This is a genomic window from Streptomyces niveiscabiei (assembly GCF_033794345.1).
Lineage (GTDB): Bacteria > Actinomycetota > Actinomycetes > Streptomycetales > Streptomycetaceae > Streptomyces > Streptomyces niveiscabiei.
Genome location: NZ_JARAYJ010000029.1, coordinates 61,588 through 83,659, shown reverse-complemented (window position 1 = coordinate 83,659; position 22,072 = coordinate 61,588). Strand labels below are relative to the sequence as shown.

General features: G+C 71.3%; 20 protein-coding genes and 2 pseudogenes. 12 read left to right on the top strand and 10 right to left on the bottom strand.

Annotated elements, in window-relative coordinates; translation table 11 throughout:
• Nucleotides 1–143 precede the first annotated feature (143 nt).
• On the bottom strand, nucleotides 144–1,235 hold the full coding sequence (gene hisC, locus PV682_RS31645) for a histidinol-phosphate transaminase (protein ID WP_319735188.1): 1,092 nt from the start codon (nucleotides 1,233–1,235) through the stop codon (nucleotides 144–146).
• 400 nt (nucleotides 1,236–1,635) lie between these two features.
• Here hisC and PV682_RS31640 point away from each other — a divergent pair, with 400 nt between their 5' ends.
• The 3 genes from PV682_RS31640 to PV682_RS31630 all read left to right on the top strand — a co-directional run bounded on the left by PV682_RS31640 (nucleotide 1,636) and on the right by PV682_RS31630 (nucleotide 5,101).
• Nucleotides 1,636–2,748, top strand: coding sequence for a LacI family DNA-binding transcriptional regulator (locus PV682_RS31640; RefSeq protein ID WP_079056804.1), 1,113 nt, complete (start codon nucleotides 1,636–1,638; stop codon nucleotides 2,746–2,748).
• A 217-nt stretch (nucleotides 2,749–2,965) separates the two neighbouring features.
• Nucleotides 2,966–4,072 (top strand): metallophosphoesterase, encoded by a 1,107-nt coding sequence (locus PV682_RS31635; protein ID WP_319735187.1) that lies wholly within the window; start codon nucleotides 2,966–2,968, stop codon nucleotides 4,070–4,072.
• Between the two features lie 156 nt (nucleotides 4,073–4,228).
• Nucleotides 4,229–5,101, top strand: a complete 873-nt coding sequence (locus PV682_RS31630) for a hypothetical protein (RefSeq protein WP_319735186.1) — start codon at nucleotides 4,229–4,231, stop codon at nucleotides 5,099–5,101.
• 78 nt (nucleotides 5,102–5,179) lie between these two features.
• Here the strand turns inward: PV682_RS31630 and PV682_RS44405 are convergent.
• The 3 genes and pseudogenes from PV682_RS44405 to thiC all read right to left on the bottom strand — a co-directional run.
• A pseudogene (locus tag PV682_RS44405) lies at nucleotides 5,180–5,248 on the bottom strand (thiamine biosynthesis protein ThiC); the annotation flags it as partial.
• Nucleotides 5,249–6,226: a WD40 repeat domain-containing protein gene (locus PV682_RS31625; protein ID WP_319735185.1), complete on the bottom strand. Its 978-nt coding sequence runs from the start codon at nucleotides 6,224–6,226 to the stop codon at nucleotides 5,249–5,251. It lies immediately after the preceding pseudogene.
• Nucleotides 6,227–6,314: 88 nt separating this feature from the next.
• Nucleotides 6,315–8,114, bottom strand: coding sequence for a phosphomethylpyrimidine synthase ThiC (thiC, locus tag PV682_RS31620; protein WP_319735184.1), 1,800 nt, complete (start codon nucleotides 8,112–8,114; stop codon nucleotides 6,315–6,317).
• An 823-nt stretch (nucleotides 8,115–8,937) separates the two neighbouring features.
• Between thiC and PV682_RS31615 the strand changes: the two genes are divergently transcribed.
• Nucleotides 8,938–10,419, top strand: a complete 1,482-nt coding sequence (locus PV682_RS31615; protein WP_319735229.1) for a YibE/F family protein — start codon at nucleotides 8,938–8,940, stop codon at nucleotides 10,417–10,419.
• A gap of 122 nt (nucleotides 10,420–10,541) precedes the next feature.
• Here PV682_RS31615 and PV682_RS31610 read toward each other — a convergent pair whose 3' ends face one another.
• From PV682_RS31610 to PV682_RS31595, 4 genes are all read right to left on the bottom strand, one after another.
• Nucleotides 10,542–10,985 (bottom strand): SsgA family sporulation/cell division regulator, encoded by a 444-nt coding sequence (locus tag PV682_RS31610; RefSeq protein ID WP_319735183.1) that lies wholly within the window; start codon nucleotides 10,983–10,985, stop codon nucleotides 10,542–10,544.
• A 97-nt stretch (nucleotides 10,986–11,082) separates the two neighbouring features.
• Complete coding sequence (locus PV682_RS31605; protein WP_319735182.1) at nucleotides 11,083–11,928, bottom strand: IclR family transcriptional regulator; 846 nt, start codon at nucleotides 11,926–11,928, stop codon at nucleotides 11,083–11,085.
• 152 nt (nucleotides 11,929–12,080) lie between these two features.
• Entirely contained in the window at nucleotides 12,081–12,293 is a 213-nt protein-coding gene (locus tag PV682_RS31600) for a DUF5326 family protein (RefSeq protein WP_055724578.1), read from the bottom strand.
• Nucleotides 12,294–12,488: 195 nt separating this feature from the next.
• Nucleotides 12,489–12,806, bottom strand: coding sequence for a cupin domain-containing protein (locus PV682_RS31595; RefSeq protein WP_055724579.1), 318 nt, complete (start codon nucleotides 12,804–12,806; stop codon nucleotides 12,489–12,491).
• 59 nt (nucleotides 12,807–12,865) lie between these two features.
• Between PV682_RS31595 and PV682_RS31590 the strand changes: the two genes are divergently transcribed.
• From PV682_RS31590 to PV682_RS31570, 5 genes and pseudogenes are all read left to right on the top strand, one after another.
• Complete coding sequence (locus tag PV682_RS31590; RefSeq protein ID WP_055724580.1) at nucleotides 12,866–13,243, top strand: phage holin family protein; 378 nt, start codon at nucleotides 12,866–12,868, stop codon at nucleotides 13,241–13,243.
• 6 nt (nucleotides 13,244–13,249) lie between these two features.
• Nucleotides 13,250–13,744 (top strand): low molecular weight protein-tyrosine-phosphatase, encoded by a 495-nt coding sequence (locus PV682_RS31585; protein WP_319735181.1) that lies wholly within the window; start codon nucleotides 13,250–13,252, stop codon nucleotides 13,742–13,744.
• Nucleotides 13,741–14,877, top strand: coding sequence for a cystathionine gamma-lyase (locus tag PV682_RS31580; RefSeq protein WP_319735180.1), 1,137 nt, complete (start codon nucleotides 13,741–13,743; stop codon nucleotides 14,875–14,877). Before PV682_RS31585 ends, PV682_RS31580 begins: the two co-directional genes overlap by 4 nt.
• A gap of 32 nt (nucleotides 14,878–14,909) precedes the next feature.
• Nucleotides 14,910–15,038: pseudogene (locus PV682_RS31575) on the top strand (LysR family transcriptional regulator); the annotation flags it as partial.
• Nucleotides 15,039–15,170: 132 nt separating this feature from the next.
• Complete coding sequence (locus PV682_RS31570; protein ID WP_319735179.1) at nucleotides 15,171–15,653, top strand: NUDIX hydrolase; 483 nt, start codon at nucleotides 15,171–15,173, stop codon at nucleotides 15,651–15,653.
• A gap of 8 nt (nucleotides 15,654–15,661) precedes the next feature.
• Here the strand turns inward: PV682_RS31570 and PV682_RS31565 are convergent, their stop codons facing one another.
• Nucleotides 15,662–18,247: a globin domain-containing protein gene (locus tag PV682_RS31565; RefSeq protein ID WP_407705773.1), complete on the bottom strand. Its 2,586-nt coding sequence runs from the start codon at nucleotides 18,245–18,247 to the stop codon at nucleotides 15,662–15,664.
• Nucleotides 18,248–18,796: 549 nt separating this feature from the next.
• Between PV682_RS31565 and PV682_RS31560 the strand changes: the two genes are divergently transcribed.
• Entirely contained in the window at nucleotides 18,797–19,663 is an 867-nt protein-coding gene (locus tag PV682_RS31560) for a GNAT family N-acetyltransferase (RefSeq protein ID WP_319735177.1), read from the top strand.
• A gap of 65 nt (nucleotides 19,664–19,728) precedes the next feature.
• Here the strand turns inward: PV682_RS31560 and PV682_RS31555 are convergent, their stop codons facing one another.
• Entirely contained in the window at nucleotides 19,729–20,940 is a 1,212-nt protein-coding gene (locus PV682_RS31555) for an MFS transporter (RefSeq protein WP_319735176.1), read from the bottom strand.
• A gap of 144 nt (nucleotides 20,941–21,084) precedes the next feature.
• On the opposite strand from PV682_RS31555, the gene PV682_RS31550 reads away from it, so the two are divergent.
• Nucleotides 21,085–21,543, top strand: a complete 459-nt coding sequence (locus PV682_RS31550; RefSeq protein WP_319735175.1) for a MarR family winged helix-turn-helix transcriptional regulator — start codon at nucleotides 21,085–21,087, stop codon at nucleotides 21,541–21,543.
• A gap of 24 nt (nucleotides 21,544–21,567) precedes the next feature.
• A complete protein-coding gene (locus PV682_RS31545; protein WP_319735174.1) occupies nucleotides 21,568–22,035 on the top strand; it encodes a GNAT family N-acetyltransferase in 468 nt (155 codons plus the stop codon).
• The last annotated feature ends 37 nt before the right edge of the window (nucleotides 22,036–22,072 follow it).

Genomic DNA, 22,072 nt, shown 5'->3' with positions numbered 1-22,072 from the left:
CAGTGGAGCAACTGGGACACGCTTGTGAACGCGTTCACATTCACAAGCAATTATGGCGCATGGCTGTTCGAGACTGGACGGGAGGGGGGGTCTGATGGGTCACAGACCCCCCGGCGGGTACGGTCGCGCACCCCCGAAGGGGCTCAACGCTCCGTGCTGAAGCCTTCCTTGATGAACCCTTCCGTCACCTTCAGGAAGATGTCGTTCGCCTCGGTCTCCCCGATCGTGACCCGCGCCCCCTCCGGGAACGGCCGCACCACGACCCCGGCCCGCTCGCACGCGGCGGCGAACTCCGCCGTCCGCTCCCCCAGCCCGAGCCAGACGAAGTTGGCCTGGGAGTCGGGGACGGTCCAGCCCTGGGTGCGCAGCGCGGCGAGCACGCGGGCCCGCTCGGAGACCAGGGAGCCGACCCGGCCCAGGAGCGCGTCCTCCGCGCGCAGGGAGGCGACGGCGGCGTCCTGGGCGAGCTGCGTGACGCCGAAGGGCACCGCCGTCTTGCGCAGCGCGGCGGCGACGGGCTCGTGGGCGATGGCGAAACCGACGCGCAGCCCGGCGAGGCCGTACGCCTTGGAGAACGTGCGCAGCACGCAGACGTTGGGCCGGTCGCGGTACAGCTCGACGCCGTCGGGGACGTCGGCGTCGCGCACGAACTCGCGGTACGCCTCGTCCAGGACGACCAGGACGTCGCCCGGCACCCGGTCCAGGAACCGCTCCAGCTCGGCCCGCCGGACGGCCGTACCCGTGGGGTTGTTGGGGTTGCAGACGAAGATCAGGCGGGTGCGGCCGGTGATCGCCTCGTACATCGCGTCGAGGTCGTGGACGTCGCCGGGGGCGAGCGGGACCTGGACGGAGGTCGCGCCGCTGATCTGCGTGATGATCGGGTACGCCTCGAAGGAGCGCCAGGCGTAGACGACCTCGTCGCCGGGGCCCGAGGTCGCCTGGAGGAGCTGCTGGGCGACGCCGACCGAGCCGGTGCCGGTGGCGAGGTGGGAGACGGGGACGCCGAACCGGTCGGCCAGTTCGGCCGTCAGCGCCGTACACGCCATGTCCGGGTAGCGGTTGAACGACGAGGCGGCGGCCGTGACGGTCTCCAGGACGCCGGGGAGCGGCGGGTACGGGTTCTCGTTGGAGGACAGCTTGTAGGCCACCGGCCCGCCCTCGGCGGCCGGCCTGCCCGGCTTGTAGGTGGGGATCCCCTCCAGCTCGACCCGCAGCTTGGGGTTCGTCTCGCTCACCACAGTCCTCCTCGCGACCGGCGCCGGTACTCAATTCTCCTCACCTTATGAGGATTCGGCACGTGCACGTCAGCGGCCGTACGGACCTGGTTCGTCACACGCGCATCAGGGGCAACACCGTACGAAGGCCCCGAAACAGGGGGCGTGACGCACATATATCTATGCGCCGGTGGCACGCGCCGTGGCGCGCGTCCCTCGTGCAGGTGAGTTGAGACCTCTTCGAGACATCGGTGCCTCGCCAGGCTCATCAGCGCCGACGCCACAAGTAGTGCTGTCCGAACGGCCAACTGACTTTGTTTCTCAAGTAATTGGATACTTTTGACCTTGCAGAAACGTGCCTGTCAATGTGTGCATATGCGTCCGCCCTACCCCGCCTCATGAGCCCTACTATCGGCACGCCATGACAGCAGCAGGGAAGCACCAGGTGAGCCGCGCGGAAACCTCACGCCGAGGCAGCCGGCCGGGCCGAGCGGGCATCAGGGACGTGGCCGCCGCCGCCGGAGTGTCCATCACGACCGTCTCCGACGCCCTGAACGGCAAGGGCAGGCTCCCTGATGCCACCCGACGCCACGTCCGCGAGGTCGCCGACCGGCTGGGCTACCGCCCGTCGGCCGCGGCCCGCACGCTCCGTACGGGCAAGTCCGGACTGATCGGACTGACCGTCACCACGTACGGGGATGAACCTTTCACCTTCACCGAGTTCGCGTACTTCGCCGAGATGGCCAGAGCCGCCACCTCCGCCGCGCTCGCCCGCGGCTACGCCCTCGTCATCCTCCCGGCGACCTCGCGCCACGACGTGTGGTCGAACGTCGCCCTGGACGGCACGGTCGTCATCGACCCCTCCGACCAGGACCCGGTGGTCGGCGAGCTCGTCCGGCAGGGTTTACCCGTCGTCTCCGACGGCCGCCCCTCCGGTCCGCTGCCGGTCACCGCGTGGGTCGACAACGACCACGAGGCCGCCGTACTGGACATCCTCGACCACCTCGCCGACGCCGGGGCGCGCCGGATCGGGCTGCTCACGGGGACCACGACCGACACGTACACGCACCTGTCGACGACCGCGTACCTGCACTGGTGCGAGCGGGTCGGACAGGATCCGGTGTACGAGGCCTACCCGGCGCACGACCCCTGCGCGGGAGCCGTCGCCGCCGACCGGCTGCTCGCCCGCCCCGACCGGCCCGACGCCGTGTACGGCCTCTTCGACCCGAACGGCACGGACCTGCTCGCCGCCGCCCGCCGCTACGGCCTGCGGGTGCCGGAGGACCTGCTCCTGGTGTGCTGTAGCGAGTCCACGGTGTACGCGAGCACCGAACCCCCCATCACCACGCTCTCACTGAAACCGCGCCGGATCGGCACCGCGGTCGTCCAGCTCCTCATCGACGCGATCGAGGGCGTCGAATCGGACCAGCCGGTCGAGCAGGTGATACCGACGGAACTGTTCATCCGCACCTCCTCGCAGCGCCGCCCGCCGCGCACCACGGTGAGCCCGCCGCGTACGCCCGAGGGGAAGTAGCCGGCCGCCGTGCGGTGGGGAGGGGCACCCGTACGGCGGCCAAGCACGGGTCAATCGGGGCGAATGCCACGCCCCGGCGCGCGCCCGAACCGATTCACCACCCCTGGGTCATCACATGGCCCGATCCGCATTCCTATGATGGGCCCACGACACCGCGGGCCGCTGCGACCAGGCAGTCCGAAGCGGTGCAGACGCGGCGCGATGGTGGAGGGGTCTGATGACTCAGGGGGCCGGTCAGGGACCCGAAGCGGAACGGACGGCGACGTTGCGCGACTTCCGGGTGCCCGCGTACGTCCATGAGACCGGCCCGTACGACCACGCCGGGCATCCCGGCGACGCCGTACCGGCCGACGAGCAGGGCTACCCCGAGGGGTACACGCCGACCCAGCGCGACCTGCCGGTCGTCAACCGGGGCGACACGCTGCGGATGCCGACGGTCGAACCCATGGCTTCCGCCCCCGCCGACGGCCCCGGACCGCTGTTCGTCGTCGGCGACGTGCACGGCTACCTCGACGAACTGCACGCCGCGCTGCGGGAGAAGGGCCTCGTCGACGAGGCCGGACAGTGGTGCGCGGGCAACGCGCGGCTGTGGTTCCTCGGCGACTTCACCGACCGCGGGCCCGACGGCATCGGCGTGATCGACCTGGTCATGCGGCTGTCGGCGGAGGCGGCGGCGGCGGGCGGCTACTGCAAGGCCCTGATGGGCAACCACGAACTCCTCCTGCTGGGCGCCAAGCGGTTCGGCGACACCCCCGTCAACTCCGGGGCCGGCACCGCCACCTTCCAGGCGGCCTGGCTGCTCAACGGCGGCCAGAAGTCCGACATGGACCGCCTCCAGGACCACCACCTCCAGTGGATGGCGCGCCTCGACGCGATCGAGGAGGTCGACGGCCATCTGCTCGTCCACTCCGACACGACCGCCTATCTCGACTACGGCGACTCGATCGAGGCCGTCAACGACAACGTCCGCGAGGCGCTCACCCGCAACGACGCGGACGAGGTGTGGGATCTCTTCCGCAAGTTCACCAAGCGCTTCTCCTTCCGCGACGAGGGCGGCGCCGACGCCGTCCGCGCCCTCCTCGATACGTACGGGGGCACCCTGATCGTTCACGGGCACAGCCCGATTCCCTATCTGCTGGGCGAAGTCGGCTCCGAGGACCCCGACGACGACACCGGCCCGAACGTCAAGGGACCGCACGTCTACGCGGAGGGACTCGCCATCGCGATGGACGGCGGAGTGACCATGGCCGGAAAGCTGCTGGTCCAGCAGCTGCCCATGGATAATCGGACGTCCACCGGGCAGGCGACCGGCATGGAGGACTGATCGCCGGCGGCACGGGCGCGGGTCCAATTTCCGCAAACCCCCTGTCACCTTGAGCCGTCGCCGCTCTACCATCGGCTTATCCGTAGCAGGCTCCCCTCCGTTTCTGCCCGACGGCTCGTTGGCATGCGAGCCCCAAGCCCTACGGAGCATCGGGGGATGCACATGAACAGCGTTCCGCAGCACCTGCACAGTGAGGACCGCCAGGAGTACGAGCGGGTCCTCGACGAGGCGCTGCGCTCCGCCCCACACCACCCGGAACTGGCCGCTGTCGGCCGGCGCCTCAACCCGGAACAGCTGCGCACGATGGCGCTGGGCGCCACCGCGTTCATCACGGCCGCCGCGGCGACCGAGTACCAGCACTACGTGAAGGTCCGCGAGGAACTGCGCCACCCGGCGTCGTCCTCGTCGTCCTCGTCGGTGTCCTCGGCCCGCGAGTCCGGGGACGCGGCGAGCGGGGGTGCGGGGATCGCGGCCGGCCTGGGGGAGGTCGCCGTCGAGCCCGCCGGGGCGGGGGCCGTCGCCGTCGCCGCCGTCCTCACGCCGGTCCTCGCCGGGACCGCGGCGGTGATCTTCCTGCTCGTCGGCTACCTCCTCAAGGCGCTCGACCCGGCCCCGGCGTTCGCCGACGCGCTGGTCACGGCGGGCTGGGTGTTCGGGGTGGTCACGGCGCTGGCGATCCTCGTCGCCACCGTCGGGCTGCTGCTCACCGCGCTGCGCAACCGGCCCGCGCTGGAGGCGGGGCCGTACAACGAACAGGCGGAGGAGGTCGAGCGGGCCCGGGAGGCCTGGCGGACCGCCCTGCTGGAGCGCGGCTTCCTGCCGTACTTCCGCGAGGCACTCGCCGACCAAGGGCCGACGGCGACGACGGTCCCCCGCACCCCTCCGCCGAGCCGCCTCCCGAACCTCGGCTACGACCGCCCCGGCTTCACCAGCCCCGACGACGGCCCCGACCCCGGCCACCGCCCGCGCTTCTCCAGCCCGGACTACACAAGCCCGGACTTCGGCGGCCCGGACAACCAGCCGGACTAGCCCGCCGACCGCACCCCCCGATGGCTCCCGGTCCGCGTCCCCCTCGCAGGAGGCGCGGACCGGGAGTTCACAGCACCCTCAGTCCGCCAGGGGCAGGTACACCCGGTTCCCGGCCGCCGCGAACTCCTTCGGCTTCTGGGCCATGCCCTACGGAAGAGCGATGATCGCGATGCTCTCCGGCTGGGCCACAGCCAGGCGGGTGCCATCCGGGTGCAGGGCGGCAACGGGCGTCGGAATGTGCGTGACCCCATAGCTGCCGTCTCTCTGGGGCACCTTCACGGTGGGCCATTCCGCCACCACGGCACCCGTCGTGACGTCGATCAGCCGTGGGTGCCCGTACAGCGAGACGACCGAGTCGCCCCGCGCGATCAGGGTGCCGATGGGGAAATCGACCGTGTTGCGATGGATCCACCGCCCTGCGGAGAGCGACCACACACCCAACTGCCGTGGGCCCAGGGCAGGCGTCTCCTTGCCGTCGCGAAACTCCCCGCCGGTCGCCACGGCCAGGCGGTCGGCATCGAGCCAGCAGGCCGAGACGACCTCCGCTTCGATGCCCGGTTCCGAGGGCAGCACGCCACGGCCGTCGAGCACGGCAGGATCCGTCAGCGCACCGGACAGGTCGAAGACTTCGACGACCCCGTACGGATGCCAGTACCAGCCGGCCGACAGCAGATGTGTCCCGTCCGGGCTCACCTCCAGTCGAGAGTGGAAGACGTCCTTCGGCTGACGTTCGCCATCGGTGAGCCACTCTCCCGACTCCGCGTCCTCGATCTCAAGGACGTTGTACTCCTCCGGGCAGTGCACCAGAACCTCACGGCCGTCCGGCAACATCCCGAGGGCAACCGGATAGTCGAAGACTTCGGCCTGGTAGTAGCTGCGGTTCAGCTCACGGACGAACTGGTCACCATCGAGCAGCAGTGCCTTCGTACCCCGCTCGGCATAGACCACGGAGTAGCGACCGGACGGGGAGACGACGCTCCGGTCGAAGGAAAACCCATGGATGATCGGGGCAGGCCGCTCCACGCCGTCAGGACCCCATCGGCGACCGCCGCCCACCGCATCGACCAGATCATCGCCGTCCCACGCCAGCGACTCCGCCTCGGCCGTCACCTTCAGAACGATCACGAGTCCCCCGCCCCCCATCTCATCCCCGAACGCACGATGGCGCCGGCCCGAAGGCCCTCGGCCCCGGGCCAGCGCCAATCTACAGACCTCAGTCCGCCAGCGGCAGGTACACCCGGTTGCCGGCCGCCGCGAACTCCTTCGACTTCTGGGCCATGCCCTCCTCGATCTCCCGCTGGCTGCCGCCGTGTTCACGGCGGATGTCCTGCGAGATCTTCATCGAGCAGAACTTCGGTCCGCACATCGAGCAGAAGTGGGCCGTCTTGGCCGGCTCCGCCGGGAGCGTCTCGTCGTGGAAGGCGCGGGCCGTGTCGGGGTCGAGGGCCAGGTTGAACTGGTCCTCCCAGCGGAACTCGAAGCGCGCGTCGGAGAGGGCGTCGTCCCAGTCCTGCGCGCCGGGGTGGCCCTTGGCGAGGTCGGCGGCGTGGGCGGCGATCTTGTAGGTGATGACGCCGGTCTTGACGTCGTCGCGGTTGGGCAGGCCGAGGTGCTCCTTCGGCGTGACGTAGCAGAGCATCGCCGTCCCCCACCAGGCGATCATCGCGGCGCCGATCCCGGAGGTGATGTGGTCGTACGCGGGCGCGACGTCGGTGGTCAGCGGGCCGAGCGTGTAGAACGGCGCCTCCTCGCAGATCTCCTGCTGAAGGTCGATGTTCTCCTTGATCTTGTGCATCGGGACATGCCCCGGGCCCTCGATCATCGTCTGTACGTCGTGGCGCTTGGCGATCCGGTTGAGTTCCCCGAGCGTGCGCAGCTCCGCGAACTGCGCCTCGTCGTTGGCGTCCGCGATCGAGCCGGGCCGCAGCCCGTCGCCCAGCGAGTACGTGACGTCGTACGCGGCGAGGATCTCGCAGAGTTCCTCGAAGTTCTCGTACAGGAACGACTCCTTGTGGTGCGCGAGGCACCAGGCCGCCATGATCGAGCCGCCGCGCGAGACGATGCCGGTCTTGCGGTTCGCGGTGAGCGGGACGAACGGCAGCCGCACGCCCGCGTGGACCGTCATGTAGTCCACGCCCTGCTCGGCCTGTTCGATCACCGTGTCCTTGTAGATCTCCCAGGTCAGCTCCTCGGCCCGGCCGTCGACCTTCTCCAGGGCCTGGTAGAGCGGCACCGTGCCGATGGGGACGGGGGAGTTGCGCAGCACCCACTCCCGGGTGGTGTGGATGTTGCGGCCGGTCGAGAGGTCCATGACCGTGTCAGCGCCCCAGCGGGTCGCCCAGGTCATCTTCTCGACCTCCTCCTCGATGGAGGACGTCACCGCCGAGTTCCCGATGTTCGCGTTGACCTTCACCAGAAACCGCTTGCCGATGATCATCGGCTCGATCTCGGGGTGGTTGACGTTGGCCGGCAGGACGGCCCGCCCCGCCGCGATCTCCTCGCGGACGACCTCGGGGTCGACGTTCTCCCGGATGGCCACGTACTCCATCTCCGGCGTGACCTCGCCCCGGCGCGCGTACGCCAGTTGCGTCACCGCACGCCCGTCCCGGCTGCGGCGCGGCAGCCGCGGGCGGCCCGGGAAGACCGCGTCCAGGTTCCGCAGGCCGCCGCGCGGCGAGGTGTGCTTGATCCCGTCGTCCTCGGGGCGGACCGGACGGCCCGCGTACTCCTCGGTGTCGCCCCGGGCGACGATCCAGTTCTCCCGCAGGGGGGACAGGCCCCGGCGGACGTCCGTCTGCTCGGACGGGTCGGTGTACGGGCCCGAGGTGTCGTACAGGGTGACCGACTGCCCGTTGGTCAGGTGCACCTGACGGACCGGCACCCGCAGATCGGGGCGCGAGCCCTCGACGTACGCCTTGTGCCAGCCGATGGACTTCCCGGCCTCCTGGTCAGCCGCGTCCGTGCTGGTCGCGTTCTGCGTGGAGGCAGGCGTGCGTGCGTCCTTGATGGTCATGAGACCTACTCCCTACGCCGGCATTACCCGGTAACAGGTTCAGCGGTCGACGCAGCCGCTTCCGTCTGCCGGTGTTTCATGTGAAACATCACTCGAACCCGGTGACGTTTCACGTGAAACACCGCGAAGACGAAGGTCAGCGCCCTCTCAGCCCGGTGCTCCGAGCTCCCGCGTGTGCAAAGGTGCCTCCACGCTAGCGGTATTTGTGGCGCGGTGAACAGTGGGCCTCTGCCGTTCTTGCGATGATCGGTCGGTGACCACGACACCCCGCTCCCCGTTCCCCCCGCCTCCCGAGCCGTCCCGGGACGGGTACGGGGGTGAGGGCGCGGGTCCTGCCGACGGCTCCGCGTCGGGGCCGGGCCCCACGCAGGGACCCGGTCCCGCGCCGGGTGAGGGCGACGGCGTTCCCGGACGCGGCCCCGCGCCCTCCGGCAACCGCCCCGGCAACCGGCTCGGCTCACTCCAGCGCCGGGGCGCGGCCCCCAGGCCGCCGGACTTCCGGCGTACGGGGGAGCAGGGCCCCGGCACCAACCCGCCCGCCCCGCCCCAGGGTTACGGCTACGGCGTCGGCCCGAACCCGGTCCCCGAGGACACGGGGCCCACGCCGCAGGTGAGGCGCCCGGGGTACGAGAGCGGTCCGGTGCCGAGGGTGCCGACGCACGACAGCGGGCCCGTGCCGCAGGTGGGCGGGCCCGGTCCTCGTATGTCCCCGTACGACAGCGGGCCCCAGCCTCGGGTGGGCGGGCCCGGCCCTCATGCGGCCCCGCACGACAGCGGCCCTCTGCCCCAAGTGCCGCCGCACCACAGCGGGCCCGTGCCGCAGATGTCCGCGCACGACAGCGGGCCTGTCCCCCGCGTTCCCGGGCACGAGGGCCACGCCCACCAGGGCGGGCAGCACAGCACGGGGCCCGGCTCCGACGAGCACTCCCACGGCGGCCCTCCCGATGCCGGGCACGGCGGGGGGCACGGTGACACGCACGGCGGCGGGCACGGCGGGGGGCACTCGCACAGTCACAGCCATGGCCCCGCCGCCCCCGTCTCCCGGCACCTCCGCAAGGTCATCGGCGCGATCCTGATCCCCTTCGCGGCGGCCGTGGTCGTGGGGCTCGCGGTGCTGTGGCCCGGTGGCGCTCCGCCGCACGAGCGGACCGGGGTCGGGTTCGACCGGCAGACGCAGCAGGCGACGGTCACGAAGGTCGAGAAGCTGAGCTGCGCGTCGGTCAACGCGTCGGGGGTGCCGCCGACCGGTGACACCTCGACCGCCGAGGGGTCATCGGCGGTGCAGCAGGCGGGCGGGACCTGCAAGCGGGCGACGATCCGGGTGGACACGGGCAGCGACAAGGGCCGTACGTTCGCGGAGATCATCCAGCCCGACCAGTCGCGGCAGCTGAAGCAGGGTCAGAAGGTCGTCGTCGCGTACGAGCCGTCCGCGCCGAAGGACCTCCAGTACTCCGTCGCGGACATCAACCGGCGCTTCCCGATGGCGCTGCTCGCCGGGATCTTCGCCATCGCGGTCGTGGTCGTCGGACGGCTGCGGGGCGTCATGGCGCTGGTCGCGCTGGCGATCAGCTTCATGATCCTGAACCTCTTCATCCTGCCGGCGATCCTCCAGGGCTCGAACCCGCTGGTCGTGGCGGTGGTGGGGGCCAGCGCGATCATGCTGATCGCCCTCTATCTGTGCCACGGCCTCTCGGCACGGACCTCCGTCGCCGTGCTCGGCACGCTGATCTCGCTGCTGCTGATCGGCGTCCTCGGCTCGCTGTTCAACAGCTGGGCCGCGCTCACGGGCAACACGGACGACAACACCGGCCTCATCCACGGCCTGTACCCGTCGATCGACATGAGCGGCCTGCTCCTCGCGGGCATCATCATCGGCTCGCTGGGTGTCCTGGACGACGTGACGGTCACGCAGACGTCGGCGGTCTGGGAACTCCACGAGGCGAACCCCGCGATGGGCTGGCGCGGCCTGTACCGGGCGGGCATCCGCATCGGCCGCGACCACATCGCCTCGGTCGTCAACACCCTCGTCCTCGCGTACGCGGGCGCCGCCCTCCCCCTGCTGCTCCTCTTCTCCATCGCCGACAGCGGCGTCGGCACGGTGGCCAACAGCGAACTGGTGGCGGAGGAGATCGTCCGCACCCTGGTCGGCTCGATCGGCCTGGTCGCCTCGGTCCCGGTCACCACGGCCCTGGCGGCCCTGGTCGTCTCGGCGGACCGCCCGGACGCGAAGACGCCCGCGGCGGCGGCACCGCACAGCGCGTCTCCCGCACCGGCGAAGGGGGGCCGGCGCCGCCGCAAGCACTGACGGCGCTCTGCCGGGGGGCGGACGGGGGCGTCCACCGCTCGCTCCCCCTCAGCAGCAGAACCGTTCCTGCAACGCGGCCGGAAGCGCTGAAGCGTTTCCCCCACCCCTTCGCGCGGCCACCCTCACCCCGCGCTCTCCTCCGCCAGGATCCGCCCCAGCGCCTCGTCCAGATGCGCGTCGAAGTCCGCGAACGCCCCCTCCTGGCCCAGCGGGACCACCCGGTCCGTGCGGTCGAGGAAGGCGATCAGGGGGGCCGCCGAGGAGCGGAAGACGGCCTGGTCGGCGCCCACCTGGAGGCGGATGAGGACCTCGCCGGGGGACTCGGGGTCCGTGGGGGCGACCCGGACGTCGCCCTCGCCGCAGGGGCGCCCCACGCCGTCGACGAGGAGGTCGCGGCCGAACGTCCAGGTCACCGGCGCGTCCCCGGGGAGATGGAAGGTGAGCCGGACGGCGTACGGGTCGTCCGGCTCGTACGCCAGCTCCACCGGGATCCGGAAGGAGAGCTCCTCGGAGACGAGGAAACTCATCATGACCTCTGCCTGAACTGTCTGTACGGACTCGCGCATCGCCTTACCCCGTCTGTGCCGTCGACTGGCCGGGAATGTACCTATGACTCCAACGCATCTTGCTGAACGTGCACACGGCGTCACAAGCAGTAATTTTTCAGATGCTGATAGAGAGCGCGAGCGCCCCCACCGCACGCCCGACCTCACGCTCCAGCAGCCGCACGGCGGGCAGCAGCCGATCGGCCTGCCGCACCGGCAGAGACAGCGCGACGGTCGAGGCGGTCGCCCCCACGGTGATCGGCAGGGCCGCGCAGACCGTCCCCAGCAGATACTCCTGACGCTCGGTCACCGCCTCGCGCCGCGCCCCGGAGAGCCGGCGCAGCAGACTGTGGCTGTCGCGGACGGTGTACGGCGTGAGGGCGCTCGCGGGATACCGGTCGAGATGATCGCGCCTGGCCCCGTCGTCGAGCTGCGCCAGCAGGCACTTCCCGATCGCGTGCGCGTGCCCGGTCTCCCGGAAGTCGGCCCACTGCTCGACCGCGGGCGACTCCGGCGTGTCGGCGACGTACAGCGTCTCGATCTCGCCGTCGCGGTACACGGCGTAGTAGACGGGCGCCCCGACGGCGTCCCGCCACTGCGCGAGCGTGTCGACGACTGTGCTGCGACGTTTCTGCGCGGCCCCAGCGGAGGCCAGCCGCTCGGCCGCCTCGCCGAGGAAGAACAGGCCCTTGTCGCGCCGTAGATAGCCCTCGTGGACGAGGGTGCGCAGCAGGTGGTAGGCGGTGGGGAGGGCGAGGCCCGTCTCCCGGGCGAGCTGCTTGGCGGGAGCGCCGTACGCGTGTCCCGCGACGCTCTCCAGGAGGCGCATCGCGCGCTGGACCGAGCCGATGAGGGTGGCCGTGGAGTGCGGCTGGGCGGGGACGGCCGCGGGGGCGGCCCGTTGTCCCGGCGGGCGGGCGGGGGGTGCGCCCGGTTCCGCGGGGGAGGTGTCAGCCGTCGCCAAGGGGCACTCCCGGAGCGCGAGGGGTCGTCCGTGCGGGCTCGTCCCCGCGTCGGATTCCGGACTCTAACGGCCCGTACGGCCGCGCCGCCGCGCTGCGCGGGAAACTTCCCCCGCCCGAGGGAACCGGGGTCCCCTGTTACCGGTCTCCCGCGTCACCAGTCGGAGCGGGAGGAGGAGCCGGCCGTGAACTTCCGTACGACGTAGACCAGTCCGCCGACGAGCGCGACGAACACCAGCACCTTGAACAGCAGGCCGATCACGAAGCCGACGACGCTGGCTATCAGGCCGCCGAACACGACGATGGCGATGACCGGCACCGCCACCCACTTCACCCACCACGGCAGTCCCGCGAAGATCTCTCGCATCGCCCTTGTCCTCATCTGTGCGCCGGCCGGCGGCCCTTTCGGCCACCGGCCCTTCTCGGATGTCCTGCTTCGATGCTAGGTCCCCGCGGGGGCCGGGCGGGGGCTTCGCACCCCTTGTCCTCCCCTGACCCGTCCCCTAGGGGAGGGCGGGGTTCCGGCTCAGCCTTGCGGTGGGGTTCGGCGTTCCGGAGGCGTTCAGCGTTCCGGAGGAGAGAACACGACCAGCACCCTCAGGTCCTCGCTGATGTGGTGGAACTTGTGGGCGACCCCGGCGGGCACGTAGACGACGCTGCCGCGCGCCACCTCGGTCGTCTCCATGCCGACGGTGATCGACGCGCGCCCGCTGACCACGAAGTAGACCTCGTCCTGGTTGTGCGGGTTCTGTGGATCGTGGGTGCCCGCGTCGAGCGCGTACAGACCGACCGACATGTTCCGCTCGCGCAAGAACTGCAGGTAGGCGCCGTCGTTGGCGGCTCGTTCCGCCTCCAGTTCGTCCAGCCGGAATGCCTTCATCGCCCTCGTCCCGCTCATGGCCCGGTTAGGCCGTCGATCTCTCTGGAACGATCAGACACATGAAGATTTTCGTAGTCAAGACGATCGCCAACGCGGGCGCCCTGGCGGTCGCCGTCTGGCTGCTGGACAAGATCACCCTGACCGGTGACAGCAACGGCAAGAAGATCGGCACCCTGCTGCTCGTCGCCCTGCTGTTCGGGCTCGTGAACTTCCTGGTCAAGCCGGTCGTGAAGGTGCTGACCTTCCCGCTGTTCATCCTCACGCTCGGCCTGATCACGCTGGTCGTCAACGCGCTGATGCTGCTGCTGACGTCGTGGCTGGCCGACAAGCTCGACCTCAGCTTCCACGTGGAGGGCTTCTGGACGGCCGTCCTGGGCGGCCTGATCATCTCCGTCGTCTCCTGGGCGCTGAACCTCGCCCTGCCCGACGGGGACTGAGCGCCCATGGCCTACCGCGTCTGCTTCGTCTGCACCGGCAACATCTGCCGTTCCCCGATGGCCGAATCGGTGTTCCGCGCGCGCGTGGCGGACGCCGGTCTGGCGGGCCGCGTCGAGGTCGACAGCGCCGGTACGGACGCCTGGCACGAGGGCGAGCACGCCGACCCGCGCACGGTCGCGGTCCTGCGGGAGCACGGATACGGCACGGCCCACACGGCCCGCCGCTTCGAACGCGCCTGGTTCGCGAACCTCGACCTGGTGATCGCCCTCGACGCCGGCCACCTCAAGGCCCTGCGCCGCCTCGCGCCGACGCCGCAGGACGCCGCGAAGGTCCGCCTCCTGCGCTCGTACGACAGCGCCGCGACCGGGTCCGACCTCGACGTCCCCGACCCCTACTACGGGGGCCGTGCGGGCTTCGAGGCGTGCCTTGAGATGGTGGAGGCGGCGAGCGAAGGGCTGCTCGCCGCGGTGCGGGAGGACGTGGAGGGACGGACGACATGAGCGACACCGAGATGGGCGAGGGCACCCGTGCCGTGCGGGCCGGGCTGCCCGAACCCGTCAAGTACGAGCCCGCCCTGCCCGGGCCCGTCTTCGCCGCGCACTACCACCTCCCCGGTGAGCCGACGGGCCCGTACACCTACGGCCGGGACGAGAACCCCACCTGGACGCTCCTGGAGCGCGCCGTGGCCGAGCTGGAGGCGCCCGGGGAGGAGGACGGCGTGGAGACGCTGGCGTTCGCCTCCGGGATGGCGGCGATCTCAGCCGTCCTCTTCTCCCAGCTCCGCTCCGGCGACACGGTGGTCCTCCCGGACGACGGCTACCAGGCGCTGCCGCTGGTGCGTGCCCAGCTGGAGGCGTACGGCATCGAGGTGCGCACCGCGCCGACCGGCGAGGACGCGCAGCTCGCGGTGCTGGACGGCGCGAAGCTGCTGTGGATCGAGACGCCGTCCAACCCGGAGCTGGACGTGTGCGACGTCCGGAGGCTCGCCGATGCGGCGCACGCGCGCGGCGCCCTGGTCGCCGTCGACAACACGCTCGCCACCCCCCTCGGCCAGCGCCCGCTGGAGCTCGGCGCCGACTTCTCCGTCGCGAGCGGCACGAAACAGCTCAGCGGGCACGGTGACGTGCTCCTCGGGTACGTCACCGGCCGCGCCGGGGAGGCCATGGCGGCCGTACGGCGCTGGCGCAAGATCGTCGGCGCGATCCCGGGGCCGATGGAGGCGTGGCTCGGGCACCGCTCGCTCGCGACGCTGGCCCTGCGGGTGGACCGGCAGAGCGCGACCGCGCTGGCCGTGGCGCGGGCGCTGAAGGACCGGCCCGAGGTGGTCGCGGTGCGCTATCCGGGGCTGCCCGAGGACCCCTCGCACGAGGTCGCCGCCCGGCAGATGCGCCGCTACGGCTGCGTCGTGTCCTTCACCCTCGCCTCCCGCGCCCACGCGGAACGGTTCCTGGAGTCGCTGCGGCTCGTGGACGACGCGACGAGCTTCGGCGGGGTGCGCTCCACCGCCGAACGCCGTGGCCGCTGGGGCGGCGACGCGGTCCCGGACGGCTTCGTACGGCTCTCCGTCGGCACGGAGGACACGGAGGACCTGGTCGCGGACGTGCTGCGGGCGCTGGGGGAGTCGGAGGGCTGAGGGCCGCACGACGGCTGGGGGTCTGGGGGCCTGGGGGTCTGGAGAACCTCCCCGTCGTCGAGGTTCACGAGTCGCTGCCCCTGGTCTCCCGCTACTGGGCCTCCGTGTTCGACTCGCTTCCGGCCGCCTCCGGCACGGTGGTCGTCCCCGATCTGCGGGCGCACGAGCGGTTGCTGAGGGCGGCAGCGGCGTGGGACTGATGCGTCAAGCGTGGCGATGATGTTTCACGTGAAACCGAGCCCGACCCCGGGGTGCGATGTTTCACGTGGAACCAAGCGGGCCACATTCCTCCCATGACCGTCCGACCCGTGGTCAAACGCACCGCACGCGCCGTTCTGCTGGACGGTGACGACCTGATCCTGATCAAGCGCACCAAACCCGGCATCGACCCCTACTGGGTCACCCCCGGCGGGGGTGTCGAGCCCGAGGACGAGACCGTCGTGGACGCCCTGCACCGCGAGGTGTACGAGGAACTCGGCGCGAAGATCGCCGATGTGGTCCCCTGTTTCGTCGACACCGTCGAGCACATCGGCGAGGACGGCGGCGCGACCGGCGTGAAGGTGCAGCACTTCTTCGTCTGCCATCTGGAGTCGATGGACCCCGGTCTGCGGCACGGCCCCGAGGTCGACGAGCCGATCGGCGACTACGAGATCGTCCGGGTGCCCTTCACCCGCGTCGGGATCGCCTCCGTCCACCTCGTCCCGCTGTCGCTGCGGCACTATCTGGACGGCAACATCGAGGGCGTGCGCGCGATGCACGCCCCCGATCTCGGCTGACGGAACCCCTACCCGGCGGCGACCAGTTCCGCGACGGAGTCGTGCCGTATCCGTTCCTTCGGGATGCCCGCGCCGCGCAGTGCGTCCACGCCGCTGCGGATCATGCCGACCGGGCCCGAGAGGTAGGCGTCGTACTGGTCCCAGGGGCCGAACGTGCGGATGGCGTCGGGGAGTTGGAGCAGGCCGTGCTTGTCGACCACCGGGCGGACCTCCAGCCAGGAGTGGGACTGCTGGAGCCTGAGCATCGTGTCGATGTCGTAGAGGTCGTGGTCGGTGCGGGCGCCGTAGAAGACCTCCATCCGGCGCCGGGTGCCGTGTTCGGCGACGTCCTCGACGAGGGCCTTGATCGGGGCGATGCCGGTGCCGCCGCCGAGGCAGAGCAGGCCGCTGTCACGGGTGTGGTCGACCGTCATCGTCCCGGCGGGCGGGCCCAGCCGGATCACGTCGCCGGGCTGGGCGCGGTGCACGAGCGCGTTGGAGACCCAGCCGGCGGGGACCGCCTTCACGTGGAACGAGAGCAGGCCGTCGGAGCGGGGGGCCGAGGCGAAGGAGTAGTGCCGCCAGATCCTCGGCCACCAAGGGGTCTCCAGGCTCGCGTACTGGCCGGCCAGGAAGGGGTACGGCTGGTTGGGGCGGACCGTGATGACCGCGATGTCCTGCGTCCGCAGCTCGTGCGAGACGACCTCCGCCTGCCACCAGGCCGGGGCGCGGAGTTCGTCCACGGCCGCCGCGTCGATCATCACCTGGGAGATCGTCGTGTACGTCCGTACCCACGCCGCTTCCGTCTCCGGGTTCCACACGGACTCGGCGTACTTGGCGAGCGCCTCGATCAGGCACTCCCCGACCGCCGGGTAGTGCTCCGGCCGCGTCCCGTACTTCCGGTGTCCCCGGCCCAGGTTCTGGAGGTACTCCACTAGTACCGGCGTGTTGTCGACGTGCTCGGCCGCCGTCAGCAGCGCCTTGAGCAGCCGGTCCCGCTGCGCGTCCATCGCGGGCGGGAACAAGGACCGCAGGTCGGGGTGGCGGACGAAGAGAAGCGCGTAGAAGTACGAGGTCACCTTGTCGGAGACGTCCCCGATGGCGGCCATCGTCCGCCGGACCAGCACAGCATCGGGCGACCCCTCCGGGGCGGGTTCCACCGAGGCCAGGCTCTCGGGCCCGAACGCCCGGAACGGCTCCGGGGCCGCCTCGGGTGACTCGTCCTGAAGGGTGTCCGGATGAGAGGGCCGAGGAAAGTCGACGGCGGGCCGGAAGGCGTCCGGCACGTACGCCCCGGCGGGTTCGGCCCCGCCCTCGGACGCGTCCGGCGTATTCACCCGAAGCGACTCGGCCTCAGCCTGCGGCACGCCATGGGCCAACGCCCGGACGGACTCGGAGCCGGGCTCGGGCCGGGACGCTTCATCGCCGAACGACCGCGCAGCCTCGGGGCCGGGCTGAGTTCGAGACGCCTCGTGAGACGACACCCGGCCGGCCTCAGGGCCGGGGACGGAGCGGGTTGCTTCGCGGGGCAACGGCCCGGCAGCTTCAGGGCCGGGCTCGGGGTGCGGTGTCTCGTGAGGGAGTGGCTGGGCGGCTTCGGAGCCCGAAGCGGAGGCGGGCTCAGGGTGGGCGGCCTCGTAGGGGAACGACCGGGCGGCTTCGGGGCCTGGCTCGGGACGGGCGGCCTCGTGCGACAAGGGTCGGGAGTGCTCGGGGGCCGACTCGGCTTCGGAGTACGGCAGTTCCTGGATGAACGGCCGGAAGAACTCCGGGTCCGAGCCGAGGTCGGAGTCGGGCTCGGCCTCGGGCCGGTGCGCCTCTTCGGCGAACGACCGGAAGGACCCGGGCTCGGGGTGCGGCGCGGCCAATGGGTTCTCGGCCCGGCGCTGCTGCTCACCCCCGTACTGCTCGGCGCGGTGCTGTTCCGCGGCCCGGTGCTGTTCGACCTGGTGCTGTTCGGGCCGCTGCTGTTCCTCGGCCCAGAGCTGTTCGGCCCGCTGCTGCTCCTCAGCCCGGTGCTGTTCCTCGGGCGGTGCTGTCGGACGGGCGGCATCGGAGGGCCATGGTTCGCTCGGCGCCGTGCGCTGGGCCGGTACCTGGGGGGCCTCGGGGGCGGCGAACGTGTCGGTGGAGGGGCGGGACGCGGACACCAGCGGGGGTACCGCCGTCGCGGGCGCCGGTATGAGCTTGGGAAGCACGGTGGTCGCGGGATCGGCGGGGCCTGGAGCCGGGGGCGCGGTTATTCGGGCACCGAAGTCGGGCCGGCCGGTGTCGGGCCGGGCGGCATCGGGCCGGGCGGCATCGGAGCGAGGGTCACCAGAACGGCCCGCGCCAAGCGGCAGACCGTCACCAGAACCCGCCGCCCCAGGAACCCCCGCACCGAACGCCGCTCCCCCCGCAGCAGCCGTCCCCCTGCCCACCGGGCGGAGTCCGGCCAAGCGGCGGCCTTCCGTGGCCTGCGGTTCCGTGCCTCGTTGCTCGGGGCCCTGCGGGTCGGTGCCGGTACCCGCTGTCGGCTGCTTGCGCGGCTTGAACCAGCCGTCTCCGCCGCCGGACGTGCCGTTGTCGGCCGACGTGGTGGCCGGAGCGTCCATGGTGTGCCTCGCCTCGAACATCTTTCGGTCGGTCCGCACTCCCTGCCTCGGGAAGTGCCTGCTCCCCCTGCAAACGGCCTTGCCTACCTGTTCGGTTCCGCAGCCGCTTCGCCCACAGCGCAGCATCCCACCCCCACCCGGATGCCCTGTCCGTATCACCGCGAATGCGGGTCCTCGATCTCTCCGTCCCGTTAGGCTGCTGCGTCGCCTCATCTCAGTCGCAATCGGAGTCGACCATACCGGGCGCAGTGGACCACACAAGCCCCGCCTTCCCCTCACCAGGGTCTTACCCAGGGGCGATTCGCCGTTTCACTCAACTACCGGGCGCGGCCCGCCAATTCGTAGACATCCCCCAGATCCCTCCCTCCGCCTGCAACGCGATTCCGCCGACCTACGGCCCTTCACCCACCGATGTTTCACGTGAAACGTCCTCTTCGTTTGCTGGTTTCACGTGAAACATGAAGTCTCCCCCCTGATCGCCGGGCATGTTCCCCTGGCATGGCCAAAACCGCGTATGTCTCCACGGAAACAGGTGGACGCCGGACCCACCGGTCGGACAGCCTGACCTGCGTGTCGACTCCTTCCCCCACCGCTCTCCCCATCCGCCGTCTGACGCGCAGTGACCTCCTCGCGTGCGCGGACTTGTCCGAGGACCGGGGGTGGCCACGCGAGGAGCACAAGTGGGGCCTCCTCCTCACCGCCGGGAAGGGCTACGGCATCGACGACCCCGCCGGCGGCCTGATCACCGCGTGCGTAGTGACCGAGTACGGCCCCCAGGAGCGCCCCGATCTCGCGGCGATCGGCATGGTCCTGGTCGCCGAACGGCATGCCCGCCAGGGCGTGGGCCGCAGGCTGATGCGGCATGTGCTCGCGGAGCACGCCCCCACCCCGCTGACCCTGCACGCGACGCCGAACGGCCGCCCGCTGTACGAGGAACTGGGCTTCAAGGCGACCGGCCGGGCCGAGATGCTGGTCGGCCGTTTCACCCCGACGGGGCCGCCCCCCTCGGTGGCGACCAGGGCGGCGACGGCCGAGGACCTCGCGGAGATCCTGCGGCTGGACGAGGAGGTGTTCGGCGCGGACCGCACCCGCATGCTCGCCCGGCTGCCCGCGTTCGCCGATCAGTTGAGGGTCGCGGTGACCGACGGCCGGATCGTGGGGTACGCGGGCGCCTGGCCCAACATGGACACCCACGTCGTGGGCCCGCTCGTCGCCCGCGACACGGAGACCGCCAAGTCCCTCGTCGCCTCCCTCGCGGCCCACACGGACCGCCGGCTGCGCACGGACATCGACGTACGGCACGAGGAGCTGCTGGGCTGGCTGAAGGCGCAGGGCCTGGAGTCGGTCGCCTTCAACTCCGTGATGACGTACGGCATCCCGGGCCTCCCCGGCGACTGGACCAGGCGGTTCGCTCCGCTGACGGTGGCGGCGGGCTGACGGCAGCCGCGAGGTGATACGCCGATGCCGGTCCCTCTGACAACAGGGGGACCGGCATCGGTGGTTCAGCGCTGGACGACGGTCTCCTGACGCGCCGTGACCCCGGAGCCGGCGACCACCGCACTCGGGCTGCCCGCACGGCGTTCCAGCGCCGCCGACAGGACCGCGAGCAGGAGCGCGGACCCGGCGAGGGCGGCGCCGACCCAGTTCGGCGAGGTGTAGCCGTGGCCCGCGTCGATGACGAGGCCGCCGAGCCAGGCCGCGAGCGCGTTGCCGAGGTTGAAGGCGCCGATGTTGACGGCCGAGGCGAGCGTCGGGGCGCCGTGGGCCTGGTCCAGGACGCGCTTCTGGAGCGGCGGCACGGTCGCGAAGCCCAGGGCGCCGATCAGGGCGATCGTGACGGCCGCGAGCGCCTTGTGGTGGGCGGTGAGGGTGAAGAGGGCCAGGACGACCGCCAGGGCGCCCAGGGAGACGTACAGCATCGGCATGAGCGCGCGGTCGGCGTACCGGCCGCCGACGAGGTTGCCCGCGACCATGCCGAGGCCGAAGAGGACCAGGAGCCAGGTGACCGAGCTGTCGGCGAAGCCGGTGACGTGGGTGGCCATCGGGGCGACGTAGGTGATCGCCGCGAAGACGCCGCCGAAGCCGAGGACGGTCATCGCCATGGCCAGCAGGACCTGGGCGTTCCGGAACACGGCGAGTTCGTGCCGCAGCCGCACCCCCTGCGGCCTGGGCAGGTCGGGGACGAGCCGGGCGACCCCGGCGAGGCCGACCACGCCCAGCGCGGCGACGAGGGCGAAGGTGACGCGCCAGCTGACGTGCTGCCCGACGAGCGTGCCGAGGGGGACGCCGACGACGTTGGCGACGGTCAGGCCGGTGAACATCATCGCGATGGCGCCGGCCTTCTTGTCCGGGGCGACCAGGTCGGCCGCGACGACCGCGCCGATGCCGAAGAAGGCGCCGTGCGCGAGGGAGGCGACGACGCGGCCGATCAGCATCACGGAGAAGACGGGGGCCACGGCGGAGAGCACGTTGCCCGCGATGAACAGCCCCATCAGCAGCATCAGCATCCGCTTGCGCGAGATCTTCGTGCCGAGCGCGGTCATCAGCGGGGCGCCGATCATCACGCCGAGGGCGTAGCCGGTCACGAGGTAGCCCGCGGTGGGGATGGAGACCCCGTAGTCGGCGGCGACCTCGGGGAGCAGTCCCATGATCACGAACTCGGTCGTGCCGATGCCGAAGGCCCCGATCGCGAGAGCCAGGAGCGCCAGAGGCATGGAGGGTGACACCTTCCCGATCGATTGCAGAAGCGCTTTACCTCCATCGACATTAATTGCAGACGCGGGCTATATGCAAGCGCCGACTATCGCGGGGCTGGCCTATCCTGGTTCCCAGCCGCTCCCGGACGGAGGAGGACGCCCATGCCCGCGACGGACCCCGCGCTCACCGACCTCGCCCAGGGCTGGTGCGCCCTCTCGCTGCTGCACGGCAGGATCGAGGGCCACATCGAACGCGCCCTCCAGGCAGGGCACGACCTGAGCGTGCGCGAGTACTCCCTGCTGAACGTGCTCAGCCGCCAGCACGACGGCGACGGCGGCCACCTCCAGATGAAGCAGGTCGCCGACGCGGTCGTCCTCAGCCAGAGCGCCACGACCCGCCTCGTCACCCGCCTGGAGGACCGCGGCCTCCTGGAGCGCTACCTCTGCCCCACCGACCGCCGGGGCATCTACACGAACGTCACCGAGGCGGGCCGGAAACTGCTGGACGAGGCCCGGCCGACCAACGACCGGGCCCTGCGCGAGGCGCTCGACACGGCGGCCCTCGACCCGAAGCTGGCCCCGTTCGTCCAGGTCGTCGAGCGGGCGTCGGCCTCCGCGTGACCCGACGCGCTTAGGCTTCCGGCCATGGAAGATCTTGAGACGGCCGACCTGGCCATCCGCGGCGCCGAGCCCGACGACCTGTCCGCGATCGTCGCCCTCCTCGCGGACGATCCGCTGGGCGCGCAACGGGAATCGCCCGACGACCTCACGCCGTATCGCGCCGCCTTCGAACGGCTCGACAAGGACCCGAACCAGCGCCTCGTCGTCGCCGTACGCGGCGGCGAGGTCGTCGGGACGCTCCAGCTCACGATCGTTCCGGGGCTCTCCCGGAAGGGCAGCACGCGGTCGATCATCGAGGCGGTGCGGATACGGGCCGACGAGCGGGGCGGCGGGCTGGGGACGCGGTTCATCGAGTGGGCGGTGGAGGAGTCACGGCGGGCGGGCTGCCAGTTGGTGCAGCTGACGTCGGACGCGAGCCGGGTCGACGCGCACCGGTTCTACCAGCGGCTGGGGTTCGAGGCGTCGCATGTGGGGTTCAAGCGGGTGCTGTAGACGTTTCACGTGAAACACGCCGCCCTCCACGTTTCAC